At 53.9% G+C, this 18,264-nt stretch carries 15 protein-coding genes; 10 read left to right on the top strand and 5 right to left on the bottom strand.

Going from position 1 to position 18,264, the window contains the following annotated elements:
- Nucleotides 1–178 precede the first annotated feature (178 nt).
- Complete coding sequence (locus GYRE_RS05620) at nt 179–1,174, top strand: acyltransferase (protein ID WP_038253697.1); 996 nt, start codon at nt 179–181, stop codon at nt 1,172–1,174.
- A 7-nt stretch (nt 1,175–1,181) separates the two neighbouring features.
- On the opposite strand, the gene xylB is transcribed toward GYRE_RS05620, so the two are convergent.
- Complete coding sequence (xylB, locus tag GYRE_RS05615; RefSeq protein ID WP_038253695.1) at nt 1,182–2,636, bottom strand: xylulokinase; 1,455 nt, start codon at nt 2,634–2,636, stop codon at nt 1,182–1,184.
- Between the two features lie 72 nt (nt 2,637–2,708).
- Complete coding sequence (xylA, locus tag GYRE_RS05610; protein WP_038253693.1) at nt 2,709–4,031, bottom strand: xylose isomerase; 1,323 nt, start codon at nt 4,029–4,031, stop codon at nt 2,709–2,711.
- A gap of 383 nt (nt 4,032–4,414) precedes the next feature.
- Between xylA and xylF the strand changes: the two genes are divergently transcribed.
- The 4 genes from xylF to xylR all read left to right on the top strand — a co-directional run bounded on the left by xylF (nt 4,415) and on the right by xylR (nt 9,414).
- Entirely contained in the window at nt 4,415–5,407 is a 993-nt protein-coding gene (xylF, locus tag GYRE_RS05605) for a D-xylose ABC transporter substrate-binding protein (RefSeq protein ID WP_006817713.1), read from the top strand.
- Nucleotides 5,408–5,466: 59 nt separating this feature from the next.
- A complete protein-coding gene (locus GYRE_RS05600; protein ID WP_038253692.1) occupies nt 5,467–7,008 on the top strand; it encodes a xylose ABC transporter ATP-binding protein in 1,542 nt (513 codons plus the stop codon).
- A complete protein-coding gene (gene xylH, locus GYRE_RS05595; RefSeq protein ID WP_038253690.1) occupies nt 6,986–8,167 on the top strand; it encodes a xylose ABC transporter permease XylH in 1,182 nt (393 codons plus the stop codon). Before GYRE_RS05600 ends, xylH begins: the two co-directional genes overlap by 23 nt.
- A gap of 68 nt (nt 8,168–8,235) precedes the next feature.
- On the top strand, nt 8,236–9,414 hold the full coding sequence (gene xylR / locus GYRE_RS05590; RefSeq protein ID WP_038253688.1) for a D-xylose utilization transcriptional activator XylR: 1,179 nt from the start codon (nt 8,236–8,238) through the stop codon (nt 9,412–9,414).
- Nucleotides 9,415–9,464: 50 nt separating this feature from the next.
- On the opposite strand, the gene GYRE_RS05585 is transcribed toward xylR, so the two are convergent.
- Nucleotides 9,465–10,301 carry a protein bax gene (locus tag GYRE_RS05585; RefSeq protein WP_038253686.1) on the bottom strand — a complete coding sequence of 279 codons (837 nt, stop codon included), beginning with the start codon at nt 10,299–10,301 and terminating at the stop codon, nt 9,465–9,467.
- Between the two features lie 303 nt (nt 10,302–10,604).
- On the opposite strand from GYRE_RS05585, the gene GYRE_RS05580 reads away from it, so the two are divergent.
- Together GYRE_RS05580 and avtA are read left to right on the top strand one after the other, a co-directional pair.
- Nucleotides 10,605–12,641 (top strand): alpha-amylase, encoded by a 2,037-nt coding sequence (locus GYRE_RS05580; RefSeq protein WP_038253683.1) that lies wholly within the window; start codon nt 10,605–10,607, stop codon nt 12,639–12,641.
- 158 nt (nt 12,642–12,799) lie between these two features.
- On the top strand, nt 12,800–14,053 hold the full coding sequence (gene avtA, locus GYRE_RS05575; protein WP_038253682.1) for a valine--pyruvate transaminase: 1,254 nt from the start codon (nt 12,800–12,802) through the stop codon (nt 14,051–14,053).
- Between the two features lie 211 nt (nt 14,054–14,264).
- Here avtA and GYRE_RS24450 read toward each other — a convergent pair whose 3' ends face one another.
- Nucleotides 14,265–14,507, bottom strand: coding sequence for a hypothetical protein (locus tag GYRE_RS24450; protein ID WP_146748702.1), 243 nt, complete (start codon nt 14,505–14,507; stop codon nt 14,265–14,267).
- Between the two features lie 34 nt (nt 14,508–14,541).
- Between GYRE_RS24450 and GYRE_RS24230 the strand changes: the two genes are divergently transcribed.
- From GYRE_RS24230 to GYRE_RS05560, 3 genes are all read left to right on the top strand, one after another.
- On the top strand, nt 14,542–14,847 hold the full coding sequence (locus GYRE_RS24230) for a hypothetical protein (protein WP_146748701.1): 306 nt from the start codon (nt 14,542–14,544) through the stop codon (nt 14,845–14,847).
- Complete coding sequence (locus GYRE_RS05565) at nt 14,790–15,662, top strand: collagen-like triple helix repeat-containing protein (RefSeq protein ID WP_038253826.1); 873 nt, start codon at nt 14,790–14,792, stop codon at nt 15,660–15,662. Before GYRE_RS24230 ends, GYRE_RS05565 begins: the two co-directional genes overlap by 58 nt.
- An 88-nt stretch (nt 15,663–15,750) precedes the next feature.
- Nucleotides 15,751–17,469, top strand: a complete 1,719-nt coding sequence (locus GYRE_RS05560) for a ShlB/FhaC/HecB family hemolysin secretion/activation protein (RefSeq protein ID WP_006817724.1) — start codon at nt 15,751–15,753, stop codon at nt 17,467–17,469.
- Between the two features lie 75 nt (nt 17,470–17,544).
- Here the strand turns inward: GYRE_RS05560 and GYRE_RS05555 are convergent, their stop codons facing one another.
- Nucleotides 17,545–17,823: a winged helix-turn-helix domain-containing protein gene (locus GYRE_RS05555; RefSeq protein WP_248782257.1), complete on the bottom strand. Its 279-nt coding sequence runs from the start codon at nt 17,821–17,823 to the stop codon at nt 17,545–17,547.
- Nucleotides 17,824–18,264 lie beyond the last annotated feature (441 nt).

Below are 18,264 nucleotides of genomic sequence, written 5' to 3'. Positions count from 1 at the left end.
TATTGTCTTGTTATACGGCTGTTATATTTAGCAGGTCATCAAATATGCTAGAGCATTCTGCAAATACCGCACTCGCAGAACAAGAGGTGCGTGAAAAACTCAGAATATTCCAGCGAGCAACCCACGCGATCGCCGGTCAGAAGCTGTTAACGGGACAAATGAGGATACTGGGGCACGAATGCAGTCAAAAATTAACTGGATAGATAATCTGCGAGGGATAGCCTGTCTGATGGTGGTGATGATTCATACCACCGTATGGTCGATTACCAACTCCCAGAGCGTCAGTCATCTGAGCTGGGAAGTCGCTAATTTGCTGAACTCAGCATCGCGGGTCAGCGTGCCGCTGTTCTTTATGATTTCAGGCTATCTGTTCTTTGGCGAACGCAGCGCGCGCCCGAAACATTTTTTGCGGATCGCCGCCTGTCTGCTGTTTTACAGCGCCGTTTCGCTGCTCTACATCACGCTGTTTACCCGCATCAACCCTGAGCTGTCGCTGAAGTATCTGCTGCAAAAACCGGTGTTCTACCACCTGTGGTTTTTCTTCGCCATCATCGTCATTTATCTGCTTTCGCCGCTGATTCAGGTGAAAACCATCAGCGGCAAAATGTTGCTCGGCCTGATGCTGGTGATTGGGATTCTCGCGAACCCCAATACCGTTTCGCAGAAAATTGCTGGCTTTGAGTGGCTCCCCATCAATCTCTATATTAACGGCGATACGTTTTACTATGTGCTGTACGGCCTGCTGGGACGCGCCATTGGCATGATGGACACCGAAAAAAAATCACTGACGCTGTGGTGTAGCGCGCTGTTTGTGGTGGCCGTGTTTGTCATCTCACGGGGAACGCTGCATGAGCTGCGCTGGCGCGGTAATTTTGCCGATACCTGGTATCTGTACTGCGGCCCGGCAGTGTTCATCGCGGCGGCGGCGGCCCTGACGGTGGTCAAAAACACCCTTAACCAGCGCCCGATACCGGGCCTGGCGCTTATCTCGCGCTATTCGCTGGGGATTTACGGATTCCACGCCCTGATTATCCACGCCTTACGGGCCAACGGCCTTGAGTTTAAAACCTGGCCGGTGCTGGATATGGTGTGGATTTTTGCCGTCACTCTGGCGGGTAGCCTGCTGCTTTCCGTGCTGTTGCAGAAAGTGGATACCCGCCGGTTCGTCAGTTGATATGACCTCAGGACATCAGCGGCAGCAGCTGCTGATAGATCTTGCGGAACATTTCACGGCGCGGCGCATACTCCGCCACCCGCCGCGGGTCAGGGCTATGCGCCTGATCGAGCGCTAACGACGGGAGCAGCTCAGCAAGCGGTTTGTCCGGGTTCATCGCTATCTGCGCCAGCCGCGCCGCCCCTAACGCCGGGCCGACATCACCGCCGGTACGGTATTCCAGCCGCTGGCCGCTAATGTCCGCCAGCATCTGCCGCCAGTACGGACTGCGGGCGCCACCGCCGATGAGGGTAATGCTCTCTGGCGTTACGCCACAGGCGTGTACCGCATCCATTCCGTCGGCCAGCGCGTAGCCCACCCCCTCCAGCACCGCTTTGGCAAGTTCGGCTGGGCCATGTTTGTGCGTCAGGCCAAAGAATACGCCTTTCGCCTGCGGGTTGTTATGCGGCGTGCGCTCCCCCGAGAGGTAGGGCAAAAACCACACCGGCGTTGCCGTTGTATCTGCCTTCTGCGCCACATCGATAAGCGCGGGAACACTTTCAAGCCCGGTGAGTTTTGCCGCCCAGTCCAGACAGGACGCCGCGCTGAGCATCACCGACATCAGGTGCCAACGGCCAGGCAATGCGTGACAGAAGCTGTGCACCGCGCTCTCCGGCTTGCTGAGAAAACCGTTGCTGACGGCGAAGTAGACGCCGGAGGTACCCAGAGAGAGCATCGCCTGCCCGGCATTCGCCATGCCAACGCCCACCGCCCCCGCCGCGTTATCACCACCACCGGCGACTACCGCAACTTCGGGCATATTCCATGCCTCTGCCACCGCAGGCAAAAGCGTGCCGGTCACCGCACTGCCTTCGAACAGCGCAGGCATATGGCCGCGATTGAGAGAGCAGGCGCTCAGCATCTCATCGCTCCAGTCGCGCGCGCCGACGTCAAGCCACATCGTGCCTGCCGCATCCGACATGTCGCTTGCAAACTCGCCGGTCATTCGCAACCGCAGATAATCTTTCGGCAACAGGACCTTATCGATTTGCGCGAAAACTTCCGGCTCATGGCGCTTCACCCACAGCAGCTTCGGGGCAGTGAAACCAGGCATCATCAGGTTGCCGGTGATATCTCGCGAGCGAGGCACCTGCGCCTCAATAAGGACACACTCTTCGGCGCAGCGACCGTCGTTCCACAGGATAGCCGGGCGCAGTACCCGCTGGTCTTTATCAAGGAGCGTGGCACCGTGCATCTGTCCGGCGATCCCCAGCGCTTTTACCCCGCGCAGGGAATGTTGCTTCCCGAGGGCTTTCATGGCGGCATCCGTCGCCTGCCACCACGCCAGTGGATCCTGTTCCGACCATAGCGGGTGCGGACGGGAAACCGACAGTTTTTCGCTCTGCGTTGCCAGTACTTCACCCTGCTCGTTGAGCAGAATGGCCTTCACGCCTGAGGTACCGAGATCTATCCCAATGTACATAGTGCGAATTCCTTAACAAAAACGCCCGGTAGCTGACGCTGACCGGGCTGATATTCACCTGACGTTAGCGACTTATTTGTCGAAAAGGTAATGGTTAACCAGGTTCTCTAACAGCTCCTGGTGACCGCTGTGGTGCTGCGGCGCCAGATTATGTTGCTCGGCGTAGGTTGCAAGCTCGGTCAGCGACATCTGCCCTTTGAGGATCTGCTGGCCCAGCTCACCGTTCCAGCCGGCATAACGCTTAGCAACACGCTTATCCAGCTGGCCATCTTCCACCATACGTGCCGCCACTTTCAGCGCCAGCGCCATGGTGTCCATCGCGCCAATGTGGCCGTAGAACAGGTCATATTTATCCGTACTCTGACGACGAACTTTGGCATCAAAGTTAAGGCCACCGGTGGTGAAACCGCCCGCTTTGAGGATCTCGTACATCACCAGCGCATTCTCTTCCACGCTGTTCGGGAACTGATCGGTATCCCAGCCAAGCTGTGCATCACCGCGGTTAGCATCGACGGAGCCAAACAGCCCCAGCGCGATGGCGGTAGCAATTTCGTGGTGGAAAGAGTGGCCAGCAAGGGTCGCATGGTTCGCTTCGATGTTGAGTTTAATCTCTTTTTCGAGGCCAAACTGCTTGAGGAAACCGTACACCGTCGCCGCGTCATAGTCATACTGGTGCTTCGTCGGCTCCTGTGGTTTTGGCTCAATCAGCAGGGTGCCCTGGAAGCCGGTTTTGTGCTTGTGCTCAACAACCATCTGCATGAAGCGACCAATCTGTTCACGTTCCTGACGCAGGTCGGTATTCAGCAGGGTTTCGTAACCTTCGCGGCCGCCCCACAGCACATAGTTTTCACCGCCCAGACGATGGGTAGCATCCATTGCGGTAACCACCTGGGTAGCAGCCCAGCTGAACACTTCCGGATCCGGGTTGGTCGCGGCGCCTGCGCCATAGCGCGGGTTGGTGAAGCAGTTCGCGGTACCCCACAGCAGTTTTACTCCACTCTCCTGCTGTTTTTGCGCCAGTACATCCACCATCTGGGCAAAGTTGTTGCGGTACTCTTTGAGCGAAGCGCCTTCCGGCGAGACGTCGACGTCATGGAAGCAGTAGTAAGGAACATTCAGCTTATGGAAAAACTCGAACGCCACGTCGGCTTTGCGTTTTGCCAGCGCCAGCGCGTCACCGGCCTGCTGCCATGGGCGTTCAAAAGCACCCACGCCAAACATGTCTGCCCCGTTCCAGCAGAAAGTGTGCCAGTAGCAGGCGGCAAAACGCAGGTGCTCTTCCATGCGCTTGCCCAACACCAGCTCATCCGGATTGTAGTGGCGAAACGCCAGCGGGTTTTCCGATTTTGGCCCTTCATAACGAACACGTTCGAGTTGATCGAAATAACTTTGCATAATGAACTCCATATTCAGACACGCGGCGAGAAATAAATCATGTGCTAATACTGGATTCACATTCCGGCTTGCTCAATTACGTTATTTCACACCGCTATTAAGAGAATGCACAAACGTGCGCTGGCTCGCAAAAAAAGAGTGCACACCGCGGCTGTTTACTGGAATCTTGCTTCCACGTTGCAATGCAACAATAAGCTGAAACGTTTTAAAATTCGATCAGGGTCATAAATTAGCAAATAAACCAAATATCATAACGCGAAAAGAAAAAGCGGTAATTGCCAGAAATCTTTTCAGTGTTAAAAATTTGCAGCGTATCAGAAGTGCATGTTTCTTTTTCGTATCGATTACTCTCCCTGCAACTACAGAAAAAAGGCATCACGATCATGAAATTAAAACATTTTTGCCTCACACTATGTGCTTCCCTCCTGCTGACCAGCCTGTCCGGCATTGCCAAAGAAGTTAAAATTGGGATGGCGATTGACGACCTTCGCCTTGAACGCTGGCAGAAAGACCGTGATATTTTTGTGAATAAAGCAAAAGAATTGGGTGCTGACGTATTTGTGCAGTCTGCAAACGGCAACGAAGAAACCCAGATGTCGCAAATTGAAAATATGATAAATCGCGGCGTCGATGTTTTAGTCATTATTCCTTATAACGGGCAGGTACTTAGCAACGTCATTAAAGAGGCCAAACAGGAAGGGATTAAAGTTCTGGCCTATGACCGAATGATCAATAACGCCGACATTGATTTTTATATCTCATTTGATAATGAAAAAGTGGGCGAAATGCAGGCCCAAAGCCTGGTTAACAAAGTCCCCCAGGGAAATTATTTCCTGATGGGTGGCTCACCGGTAGATAACAATGCCAAGTTGTTCCGTGCCGGACAGATGAAAGTCCTCAAACCTTATATTGATGACGGAAAAATTAAAATTGTCGGCGATCAGTGGGCCGACGGCTGGCTGCCAGAAAATGCGCTGAAAATTATGGAAAACGCCCTGACGGCCAACAATAACAAAATTGATGCCGTGGTAGCGTCTAACGATGCCACCGCCGGTGGGGCTATTCAGGCGCTGAGCGCACAAGGGCTTGCCGGGAAAGTGGCCATTTCTGGCCAGGATGCCGACCTCGCGGGCGTGAAACGCATTATCGCCGGCACACAAACCATGACGGTGTATAAGCCCATCACCACGCTTGCCACCACCGCTGCAGAAATTGCCGTTGAGCTTGGCAACGGTCAGCAACCTAAATCAGACGCCACGTTGAATAACGGTCTGAAAGACGTTCCTTCCCGCCTGCTGACTCCGATTGAAGTGAATAAAAACAATATTGACGACACCGTGGTGAAAGACGGTTTCCACAAAAAGAGCGATCTGTAATAGCTGATGCCCCATTGCGATTAATGGGGCACTCCTTGTATTCCCAGGGGTAAATGCACATGCCTTATTTACTCGAAATGAAAAACATCACCAAATCCTTCGGGGCGGTAAAGGCGGTTGATAACGTCAGCCTGAGGCTCAACGCGGGTGAAGTGGTTTCACTGTGCGGTGAGAACGGCTCCGGTAAATCCACCTTAATGAAGGTACTGTGCGGTATATATCCGCACGGTAGCTACGAAGGCGATATTTTTTTTGCGGGAGAACCCCTGCAGGCCAGCCACATCCGCGACACCGAGCGTCGAGGGATCGCTATTATTCACCAGGAGCTGGCGCTTATTAAGCATTTAACGGTGCTGGAAAATATTTTCCTCGGCACCGAAATCAGCCGCCATGGTGTTCTGGATTACGACACCATGACCCTGCGCTGTGAAAAACTGCTGGCGCAGGTTAGCCTGGCGGTATCTCCCGACACCCGGGTGGGTGATTTAGGTCTCGGCCAGCAGCAGTTGGTTGAAATCGCCAAAGCGCTGAACAAGCAGGTACGTTTGCTTATCCTCGACGAACCCACCGCATCGCTGACGGAGCAGGAAACCGCGGTACTGCTGAACATTATTCGGGACCTGCAAAACCACGGGATTGCCTGTGTTTATATCTCCCATAAGCTGAATGAAGTGAAGGCCATTTCCGACACGATTTGCGTCATTCGCGACGGTCAGCACATCGGTACCCGCGATGCCCACGGCATGAGCGAGGACGATATCATCACCATGATGGTGGGACGAGAGCTAACGGCGCTCTACCCCAACGAGCCCCACACCTGTGGCGAGGAGATCCTGCGGGTAGAGCACCTCACCGCCTGGCATCCGGTAAATCGTCATATAAAACGTGTGAACGACGTGTCGTTCAGCCTGAAACGCGGTGAAATCCTCGGGATTGCCGGGCTGGTAGGAGCCGGACGCACCGAGGCCGTGCAGTGCCTGTTCGGCGTCTGGCGCGGTCGTTGGGAAGGCGACATTTATGTCGATGGCAAAGCGGTAAAAATAGCCAACTGCCAGCAGGCGATAGCCCATGGTATCGCCATGGTACCGGAAGACCGCAAAAAAGACGGTATCGTGCCGGTGATGGCGGTCGGTAAAAATATCACGCTTGCCGCGCTGGATACCTTCTCTGGCACGCTGAGTAGCCTCGATGATGCCGCCGAACAACACTGCATTTTGCAGTCGATTTCCCGTCTGAAGGTTAAAACCTCATCGCCAGAGCTGGCGATTGGCCGCCTCAGCGGCGGTAATCAGCAAAAAGCTATTCTTGCTCGCTGCTTGCTGCTGAACCCGCGAATTTTGATTCTTGATGAACCAACTCGCGGTATTGATATCGGTGCGAAGTACGAAATCTACAAACTGATAAACCAGCTGGTACAGCAGGGCATCGCGGTGATCGTTATCTCTTCAGAGCTGCCGGAAGTGCTCGGCCTGAGCGATCGCGTGCTGGTGATGCACGAAGGGAAATTAAAAGCCAACTTAATCAACCATGGCCTGACGCAAGAACAGGTGATGGAAGCCGCCCTGAGGAGCGAACGCCATGTCGAAACCCAATCCCTCTGAAATGAAACTCACGCCATCGGCAGCGCCAGCGCTACCGGGATTAAAATCGCTGAATCTGCAGGTGTTCGTGATGATCGCGGCGATCGTCGTGATCATGCTGTTTTTTACCTGGACCACCGACGGCTCGTATCTCAGCGCACGTAATATCTCCAACCTGCTGCGCCAGACGGCTATCACCGGTATTCTTGCCGTTGGCATGGTGTTCGTGATTATTTCCGCCGAAATTGACCTCTCCGTCGGCTCCATGATGGGCCTGCTCGGCGGCGTAGCGGCAATTTTTGACGTCTGGCTGGGCTGGCCATTACCGTTAACCATACTGGTGACGCTGGCCCTCGGGCTGGTGTTTGGCGTCTGGAACGGGTGGTGGGTCGCCTACCGCAAAGTGCCCTCCTTTATTGTCACCCTGGCCGGGATGCTGGCGTTTCGTGGAATTCTCATCGGTATCACCAACGGCACCACCGTTTCCCCTACCAGCGCCGCGATGTCGCAAATCGGACAGAGTTATCTGCCGGACAGCGCCGGTTTTATCATCGGCGTTATCGGTATGATGGTGTTTATTGCCTGGCAGTGGCGCGGGCGTCTGCGTCGCCAGGCATTAGGGCTGAGCACGCCGCCTTCAACCGGTGCCGTGGGGCGTCAGGCGCTGACGGCGGTGATTGTCCTCGGGGCTATCTGGCTGTTAAACGATTATCGCGGTGTGCCAACGCCGGTGCTTATTCTTGCCGCCCTGCTGCTTGCCGGGATGTTTATGGCAACTCGCACCGCATTCGGACGGCGAATTTACGCCATTGGTGGCAATATTGAGGCCGCGCGCTTATCGGGCATTAACGTTGAACGCACCAAGCTTGCCGTGTTCGCGATTAACGGCCTGATGGTGGCTATTGCGGGGCTGATCCTCAGCTCGCGCCTCGGCGCCGGTTCACCTTCCGCCGGAAACATTGCCGAACTGGATGCCATTGCCGCCTGTGTTATTGGGGGAACCAGTCTTGCCGGCGGTGTCGGCAGCGTGGCGGGCGCAGTGATGGGAGCCTTCATTATGTCGGCGCTGGATAACGGCATGAGCATGATGGATGTTCCGACGTTCTGGCAGTATATCGTTAAGGGTGCCATTCTGTTGCTGGCGGTCTGGATGGACTCCGCGACCAAACGGCGCGCCTGAATCTTAGCCAGCCACCGCGAACCTGCCGTGGCTGGTATTTTGCGATGATTCAGCGGGAAACCTGAACCATGTTTGAAAAGCGTCACCGAATTACGCTGCTGTTCAATGCCAACAAAGCCTACGACCGCCAGGTAGTGGAAGGCGTTGGCGAGTACCTACAGGCTTCACAGTCTGAGTGGGATATTTTCATCGAAGAAGACTTCCGCGCCCGCACGGAAAATATCAAAGAGTGGCTCGGCGACGGCGTGATTGCCGACTACGATGACCGGGAAATCGAACAGCTGCTCGCAGATGTGAAGGTGCCTATCATCGGCGTCGGTGGCTCCTACCATCTTCCGGAGCATTATCCGCAGGTTCACTACATCGCAACCGACAATTACGCGCTGGTAGAAAGCGCCTTTTTGCATCTGAAAGAAAAAGGGGTGCAGCGTTTTGCTTTTTACGGCCTGCCCACCGCCAGCGGTAAACGCTGGGCCGCCGAACGCGAGCACGCCTTCCAGCAACTGGTAGCCAAAGAGAAGTATCGCGGGGTGATTTATCAGGGGCTGGAAACGGCGCCGGAAAACTGGCAGCACGCCCAGAACCGCCTTGCCGACTGGCTGCAAACACTCCCGCAGCAAACCGGTATTATTGCCGTCACCGATGCCCGTGCGCGCCATGTGCTGCAGGCCTGCGAGCATCTGCATATTCCGGTGCCGGAAAAACTGTGCGTGATTGGCATCGACAACGAAGAGCTGACGCGCTACCTCTCACGGGTCGCACTCTCCTCCGTCGCACAGGGAACACGCCAGATGGGTTATCAGGCGGCAAAGCTGCTGCACCGTTTGCTGGATAACGAGAGCCTGCCGCTACAGCGCCTGCTGGTGCCACCGATGCGGGTGGTGGAGCGCCGTTCCACGGATTATCGTTCGCTGCGCGATCCGGCGGTGATTCAGGCTATGCACTATATCCGCAATAACGCCTGCAAAGGCATCAAGGTAGAACAGGTTCTGGATGCAGTGGGGATTTCACGCTCCAATCTTGAGAAGCGCTTTAAGGAAGAAGTAGGAACCACTATTCACGCAGTGATCCATAGCGAGAAGCTGGAGAAGGCGCGCAGTCTGCTGGTCTCGACGTCTTTATCAATAAACGAAATCTCGCAGATGTGCGGCTACCCGTCGCTGCAGTATTTCTACTCGGTGTTTAAGAAAGAGTACGACACCACACCAAAAGAGTACCGCGATCTGCACAGCGAAGTGCTGCTGTAGCCAAAAAAAACGCCTTCCGGATGGAAGGCGTTTTCTGTGATATGCAGTGATTACATATGGGCGGCAATCAGTCGCTGGTTATCCTGGTACATCGCGAACAGGTAGTTGTTATAACTGGACCCTTTCGTCGAGTAGCCTTTCAGCTTGTGGATCATCGCGGTTGCCGTCACTTCCTGATCGTTCTTGCGCAGCTGTGCACGAGATTTACGGAAGGAGGCATAGGCATTATGCGTATTCAAATTAATCACATACGCCTGCACCGATTCTTTTACTGACTCAAAGCGCGAGTAACCTTTCACTTTACCCGGACCGTTGTTGCAGCTACCGCTACCGCACTTCATGCCAAACAGATTGTTGTTGGCACGGGCCAGTTTTGAGGTACCCCAGCCGCTTTCCGCTGCCGCCATGGTTGCCACCATGCTGACAGGGATAATGTCGACGCGCTCAAGCAGCGAGTTCCATGGGATCTTACGGGTATTCCCGGACCAACCCACCTTGTAGCGCTTCGCAATGTCTTTCAGACGATTGCGCTCAGTCGGTGACCAGCGGCCATCGTACTGCTTGGAGATCAACCAGTTACGATCGGCGGTGATCGCAGCATTTTGACTGGTAATGTAAGGCATCACTGTCCGGAGAAACGCTTTTTTCCTTGGTGTTCCGGAAGGGTATTTTCGCAAGTCAGGAAGTGAACCGCTTATTTCACTATTGCGAGAATACTCTTGTTTACTGCTAACCTTAATACTACTTGTCTTTGCTACCGGGGCTTTGTGACTCTTTGTTGCTGTGTGCGTAGTGGTATGTGTCTTTGCCAGTACGCTACCTGAGAATATACAGGTAAGTAACATGAGTATCGCGGCCCCATATCGTCGAATGGGAGTCGATATCATTAGGTCTCCTGGTCGGATATAAACATTCCAACACCTTGTATTTTTCAAAAATTTGAGAGCTGAACCACAAATCATATCAAAAATAGGCTTCAAGAGCACCTAAAGAAATAGTCCAATTCCGAAACTATGTCACGCACGATGTGCGAAGTTCGCCATAAAAACGCCGAAAATGATGCTGTTATCGCATTTTACGGGCATTTTATGCGCAAGATCGCTCACCCTTGCGTCTCATCCCCCGCTGGGGAGGAGTACAGTGGTGTTTCTTGCTGTCACACTGAGCAAAAAACCGCGACAGGTGACTGAATGAAACGTGCTGCTCTTATGCCGCTTTTGCTGCCAGGCCTCGCCTGGTCGGCAGTGTGGACCGCCAACGACTTCCCCAATTTCACCCCACAGGGTGTTGGTCAGTTCGTCACTCAAAAAACGTTGGCGAAGGGTACACGCGCTTTAACGTTAGGTCTTGACCAGAAATGCTGGCAGCCTGCCGCCCCGATCAAACTCAATCAGACGCTGTCGCTTGAACCCTGTAACGATAACGCACCCGGCTGGCGCGTTTTCCGCGATGGTCTCTATACCCTGACGATAGATACCCGCTCCGGCACCCCCACACTTACCGTGTCGCTCAGAGCAGAGGAGACCAGCGCAGCATCAGCCGTGACCCGCCAGTGCCCCACATGGAACGGTGGCCCGTTGACGCTTGACGTCAGCCAGACCTTCCCGGAGGGTACCGTTGTACGTGATTTCTACAGTCAGCAAACCACGACCGTCAGCGAGGGGAAAATCACCCTTCAGCCTGCCCCCGACAGTAACGGCCTGCTGTTGCTTGAGCGCGCGGAAATCGATGCTCCCGCCCCTTTCAACTGGCACAACGCCACGGTCTATTTTGTCCTGACCGATCGCTTTGTGAACGGCGATCCGGGCAATGATAATAGCTATGGTCGTCATAAAGACGGGCAGCAGGAAATTGGGACCTTTCACGGTGGCGACCTGAAGGGCCTCACCAGCAAGCTGGATTATTTGCAGCAGCTCGGCGTCAATGCGCTGTGGATAAGTTCGCCGTTAGAGCAGATCCACGGCTGGGTCGGCGGTGGCACAAAAGGCGATTTCCCGCATTACGCCTACCACGGCTACTACACCCAGGACTGGACGCGGCTTGATGCCAACATGGGTAATGAAGATGACCTCAAACGCCTGGTGGACGGTGCCCACCAGCGCGGCATTCGCGTACTGTTCGATATCGTGATGAACCATACCGGCTATGCCACGCTTGCCGATATGCAGGAGTATCAGTTCGGTGCACTGTATCTGAAGGGTGACGAACTAAAGAAAACCCTGGGCGAGCACTGGACAAACTGGCAGCCAGGGCCGGGTCAGAACTGGCACAGCTTCAACGATTACATCAACTTCAGCGATAAAGCAGCATGGGAAAATTGGTGGGGTAAGAAATGGATCCGCACTGATATCGGCGACTACGATAACCCCGGCTTTGACGACCTGACGATGTCGCTGGCCTTCCTGCCGGATCTCAAAACCGAGTCAACGGTCCCTTCCGGGCTGCCAGTCTTCTATCAACATAAAACGGACACGCACGCCAAAGCCATCGCCGGATTTACGCCTCGGGATTACCTGACCCACTGGCTGAGCCAGTGGGTGCGCGATTACGGGATTGATGGTTTTCGCGTTGATACGGCGAAACATGTTGAACTGCCTGCATGGCAGCAGTTGAAGAACCAGTCAACGGAGGCTCTCGCGGCGTGGAAACACGCCAACCCGCAAAAAGCGCTGGATAACGCCCCTTTCTGGATGACCGGCGAGGCCTGGGGCCACGGCGTGATGCAAAGCGAGTATTATCGTTACGGCTTCGATGCGATGATTAACTTTGATTACCAGCAGCAGGCCACCAGCGCCAGCGGCTGCCTGGCGGAGATGGACGCTACCTGGCAGCAAATGGCCGACAAACTGCAGAATTTCAACGTACTCAGCTATCTCTCTTCTCATGATACCCAACTGTTCCGCGAGCCGGGTCACCGTGCCGCCGAGTTACTATTGCTCGCCCCCGGTGCGGTACAGATTTTTTATGGTGATGAGTCCGAACGGCCGTTTGGCCCTACCGGCTCAGATCCGTTGCAGGGCACCCGTTCTGATATGAACTGGCAGGATGTCGACGGCAAAGCAGCAGCACTAGTGAAGCACTGGCAACGTCTGGGGCAGTTCCGAGCCCGCCATCCGGCGATCGGTGAAGGCAGACAAACGACCCTGCCCCTCACTCAAGGTTATGGATTCGTTCGCCAGCACGGCGATGATAAGGTGATGGTCATCTGGGCAGGCCTGAAAAAATAATCGGACCGCTTCCTCTCCGGCACGAGGGGAAGCTAATTCTACTTTCCAGAAAATAAGCAGAATAATTCACCAAAAACTGCATACTCCTCCGATTTGCACCATGCCATAGCTGGCGTTATGGTGGGTAACTTCCCAGTAAGGCCAATAGAACACCTGCTATGACATTTTCACTTTTCGGCGACAAATTCACCCGCCATTCAGGCATTACCCGCCTGATGGAGGACCTTAACGACGGCCTGCGTACGCCCGGTGCCATCATGCTTGGCGGCGGTAATCCGGCCCAGATTCCGGAAATGAACGATTATTTCCAGAACCTGCTACGCGAGATGCTGGAAAACGGCAGCGCTGCCGATGCGTTGTGTAACTACGATGGTCCTCAGGGGAAAACCGAACTCCTCGACAGACTCGCCGGAATGCTACGGGATGAATTAGGTTGGGATATCGAACCGCAGAATATTGCACTGACAAACGGCAGTCAGAGCGCGTTTTTCTACTTGTTCAATCTCTTCGCTGGTCGCCACGCCGACGGCAGCTCTAAAAAAGTGCTGTTCCCGCTGGCACCGGAGTATATCGGCTACGCCGATTCGGGCCTCGAAGAGGATCTCTTTGTCTCAACAAGACCCAATATTGAACTGCTGCCCGAGGGGCAATTCAAATATCACGTTGATTTCGAGCACCTCAGCATTACCGAAGAAACCGGGATGATCTGCGTTTCGCGTCCCACCAACCCGACCGGTAACGTCATCACCGATGAAGAACTGCTGAAGCTCGATGCACTGGCGCACCAGCATGGCATCCCGCTGGTGATTGATAACGCCTATGGCGTGCCGTTCCCGGGGATTATTTTTAGTGAAGCGCGCCCGCTGTGGAACCCGAACATCGTGCTGTGTATGAGCCTGTCGAAGCTCGGCTTACCGGGCAGCCGCTGCGGTATCATCATTGCCAATGAGAAAATCATCTCTGCAGTCAGCAATATGAACGGCATTATCAGCCTGGCGCCCGGCGGTATTGGCCCTGCCATGATGTGCGAGATGATCAAACGCAACGACCTGCTGCGCCTGTCGGAAACGGTGATAAAACCGTTCTACTATCAGCGCGTTCAGGAAACTATCGCCATTATTCGCCGCTATTTACCTGAAGACCGCTGCCTCATCCACAAACCCGAAGGGGCGATTTTCCTCTGGTTATGGTTTAAGGATCTGCCGGTTTCCACCGAACTGCTGTACCAGCGTCTGAAAAAACGCGGAGTGCTGATGGTGCCAGGCGACTACTTCTTCCCGGGTCTCGATAAACCCTGGCCGCATACTCACCAGTGTATGCGCATGAATTACGTTCCGGATCCGGAGAAAATTGAAGCCGGGGTGAAAATTCTCGCCGAAGAAATAGAAAATGCCTGGCGCGAAGGGGCATAAATTAAAAAGCCTTCCAATCGGAAGGCTTAATTTTTCTGTGATCTTAGCGGTTATTTTGGATATATCATGAATATATTTCCCGCTTCGCCTCACACCAGGAATAATCCTATTTTTAAGCCAAGATTTAAGCAACTGTAAAATAAAACACCATTAACTTCAGTAGTACTAAAGAATTAATCAGGCATAAGCCTCTGTTTTTATACCCTTTCATTTATTCGTTATTTTTTCTTGCCAGCCAGCGGCGCAATTTATTTTTTATCTCCATTTTGCCCATTTCTGCACCAGATGCAGAGTTCCGAATTCCACTTACAATTATAAATACGCCGTCCGGCGTTTTATTGCGTGGAGTATTGTTATGGCTACTAATAACGTAAGCCACTTGAGCGTTATCGCAGTGGCGGTACTTCTTGCGTTCTCCCTTTCCGCCTGTAGTGGAAGCGGCGGAGGTTCTCATTCAACAGCCAAAAATAATCCCACAGCAGGAGCAAATGGAAGTTCCGGATCGGGAAGTGATGGCAGTAGTGGAGGCACAACAGCAGATAACGGCTCCGGCGGCAGCGGGAGCGGTAGTAGCGGGAGCAATGGTAGCGGTTCTGGCTCAGGTTCAGGAACCGGTAGCGGCGGCTCAGGCTCCGGTAGTGGTGGCTCTGGTAGCGGGAGTGGAAGCGGCGGTTCCGGTAGTGGATCAGGAAGCGGTTCAGGTAGCGGAAGCGGGTCATCTTCGGCCGCGAATAATGTGCTCAGCGATACCGGACAAACCGTCAGCAGCGTTGGTAGTACGCTGGATGGCTTAGGCAGCCAGGTTCCAACGAATAACCCGGTCACTTCAACCGTTTCAACGACGGTGAGCGGTGTCGGTAATGCGCTGCAAACCACAGGTAATGGTGTAACGACCGGCGTTGGTAATCCATCAAACCCTAATGGCGTGGGAACCACAGCCCAGGGCGTCACCACGACGGTGACTTCGCTCGGTAATACCGTTTCAAGCGTCGGTACCGGGCTCTCAAGCGGTACGGCTAACACTCCGGTTGGCGGCGTTACCGGCGTTGTCGGTAACGTAGTGAATAGCGCGGGCGAGGTTGTCAGTGGAACAGGCACCGGACTCACATCTGTCGTTCAAAGCCCTGATGTTGCGAAGCTCACAACAGGAACTACTGGTGTGCTCAATAATACTCTTGGCGGCACCCAAACACTGACCCAAAGCGTAGGGGCGACAACCGGGCTTGGTAAACCGGTTGATGGCTTGCTGACGCAGGTCGGTAACTCGGTGAGCGGCGTGGGTTCAAACATCAGCAGTAGTAATTCTGGCCTCAGCGGCGTTGGTCAGACCGTACAGGATGTCGGCCATACCGTCACAGACTCGGGCACCCTGGTTTATAAACCCACCAGCACCACCGGTGGTACAGGCACCAGCGGTAGCAACGTTTCCGCATCAGCGGCTGTAGACACCACAGCCAACGGCCTGGTGGCTAACGTCAATACCACTGTCAACACCCTGACGGCTGGCGCAACGGCAAGTGCGGGCACCACCAGCTCATCCTCCACCACCACTAACCCTCTTTCCAGCGTCAATAGTCTGGTTGGCGGGTTGTTAAATCCTAAAAAATAATTCCGGTGCCCCCCTCGGGGGGTACCTTTTTTTCGCTTAACAGCAATGGCAGCTCGCCCCGGCGGGCCAGTATACGAAGGATCGCATAATGAAATTCCCTCTTTACTCTGCTCTGGCGAGTTGCGTGTTACTGTCACTGGCGCGCGCCGATACCTTACCTGCCCTTATCGATCATAATAATCCGGCAAAAGCGGCCAACGGCATTGCGCCTCCGGGCGTATCACCCACCCCACGAACTCAGGTTAGCGTCAGCAAACCTGAAACAAAATTGACGCCGCAGACGCCGGTGCAGGTTAACCACGTCCAGTTTGTTGGCGGTACGGTTTATTCCCTGCCGTCGTTGCTCGCACCTTTCCGGCCATATGCTAAAAAAACAGTCCCACTGAAAACGATAATTGGGCTGGTCAACGATATTACCGCCCGCTACCGGGCAGATGGATACCCGCTCTCCTACGCCTGGCTTCCGGACGACAATTTCCATAATGGCACGATAAAAATCGTGCTGGTTGAAGGGTATATCGCTCATACCGACATCAAAACCAACAACCCGAATATCGCCGCACGCCTGCAGCGACTGGCAGAAAAAATCATGCAGGAAAAACCGCTGACCCAGGCGACATTCGATCGCAACAGCCTGCTGATGACCCGCACGCCGGACGTGCCCGTCACCGCCAACGCACAACTGCCAAAAAATATTTATGGCGCCGGCGTGATGCAGGTTCAGGGCGAGCAGCCGCACATCTGGGATTTCTCCTCCACGGTGGATACCCGCAAAGGACAAAACCTGGCACTGGTCAACGGCACGCTGAGCAACCTGACCAGCTACGGCGACCAGCTGGGGCTCGCGACCCTGATTCCGCTCGATAAAGACACGCGCAAAACCTACGTTGGCCTCAACTACCAGCAGTTCCTCAATGACGATGGACTGGCCATGCACCTCAAGGGCAGCTATTACCAGGAAAACCCGCGTGACTATACGCCGCTGTTGTATCTGCCCAATAACATCACCGTTGATGCCAAACAGAAATCCACCCAGTACAACGGCGGGGTGAGCTTTGACTACCCGGTGTTATTGACGCAAAAGCGCCAGTTCAGCGTCAACGGCGGTATCGATTACACCGACAAGCGCAACGACTATGCCCTGCAGGCCCAGATTCTGGATCAGAAATTCCAGCTCGATACACAGCACCAACGTGTGCGCTATCCGGCGCTGGAGCTGGGCATGAACGGATTGCAGGCTTTTGATAAAGCGAGCGTCAGCGGCAAATTAACCCTGCGTCAGGGGATTGATGGCGCGGGTGCCAGCGCCAACCCATCGCAGGGCACCGACCTCGGTTTTACGCTATGGAAAGGCAATCTGGATGCCGCCTGGATGATGACCGACAAATTACGCCTGTCGACATCATGGGAAGGCGACTGGAGCGATAACGATTTACCCGAGCCAGAGCGCGTCTCCTTCGGTGCTCAGCGCTATGGGCGCGGCTATCAGGACGGCGAGGCGACCGGCGATTACGGCTACGGCGGGCAGGTAGAGCTACGGTATCTGCACATGCGTAAAGAGAGCCAGTGGCTGGCAACCGTTCAGCCTTATGTACTGGCCGACACCGCACAGACATGGTTCAACCAGCCGGGTTATCGGCATCAGCGTTTAGGCTCTATCGCCACGGGGGTGACGGTGGGAGATAACAAACATTACACCGTGACAGTTGAAGCGGCGCGCCCCGTGGGCGACGTACCATCCGACAGCAATAACAGGGACTGGCGTTACAGCCTGACCTTTACGTGGAACTTTAATAACCTGCGCTAAAGCTCAAACATAAAAAAACCCCAGCCACAAACGTGCTGGGGAAAAAAATCCGGTGGCGACATCACACCCCAGATCTCAACTCATGGCGATGGAGAGAGGCGGTTCCGTGGCCTGGTAATAGAGTGGAATGACACCCTGATGATTGACAAAATAACCACAGCCTTTGGTGCTAAGAATAAAATCGGCGGGCAGGCCAAGTACTGACAGCTTTTTATTAAGATTGCTGACAACCTGCCACAAGCGCTGGGTGGAAGGACTCAAATTATGCTCTTCCCAGACGTGCGAAAACAGCTCATCCCTGGATACATGGCGCTCATCGGCATGCATCAGCATATATAGAAATAGACGTAGCATCGTTTTATTAAAAAAACCGAGGCAAACATTACCGTTTTGTCAGAGTTACTAACCGGAATCCGATAAGCCCGTTTATTAGCAATATCGACATGAACCTCTTTGCCAATCATGAATCCGTGCAGATAATATTCCATAGTCAAATACTCATTTAAAATTGAACCGACCAGGAGCATTGAGAAATATTTACGGCTCGTAATCCATACAATTTTTATCCGTTATTATAATTTGCTGAAACTCATTTTCAATAGATGAGTGACAACGCTATCACTCGCGCTTCCGATAGATAAAAACAGCCTATCATCTGGACTAAAATCAAACCACTAACGATAACTATCTGAGTTGCAATAAAACTGGTAATAAAATCCTGCTGATTTAGATTACGCCAACAACTCAAGACAAGACGCCTTATTAATCGCAAATTACAGTCAATAACTCTACGAG

Source organism: Yokenella regensburgei ATCC 49455, from assembly GCF_000735455.1.
In the GTDB taxonomy this organism is placed as follows: domain Bacteria; phylum Pseudomonadota; class Gammaproteobacteria; order Enterobacterales; family Enterobacteriaceae; genus Yokenella; species Yokenella regensburgei.
Note: the sequence above shows the minus strand (reverse complement) of the source record. Positions and strands in the feature narration are given on the sequence as shown.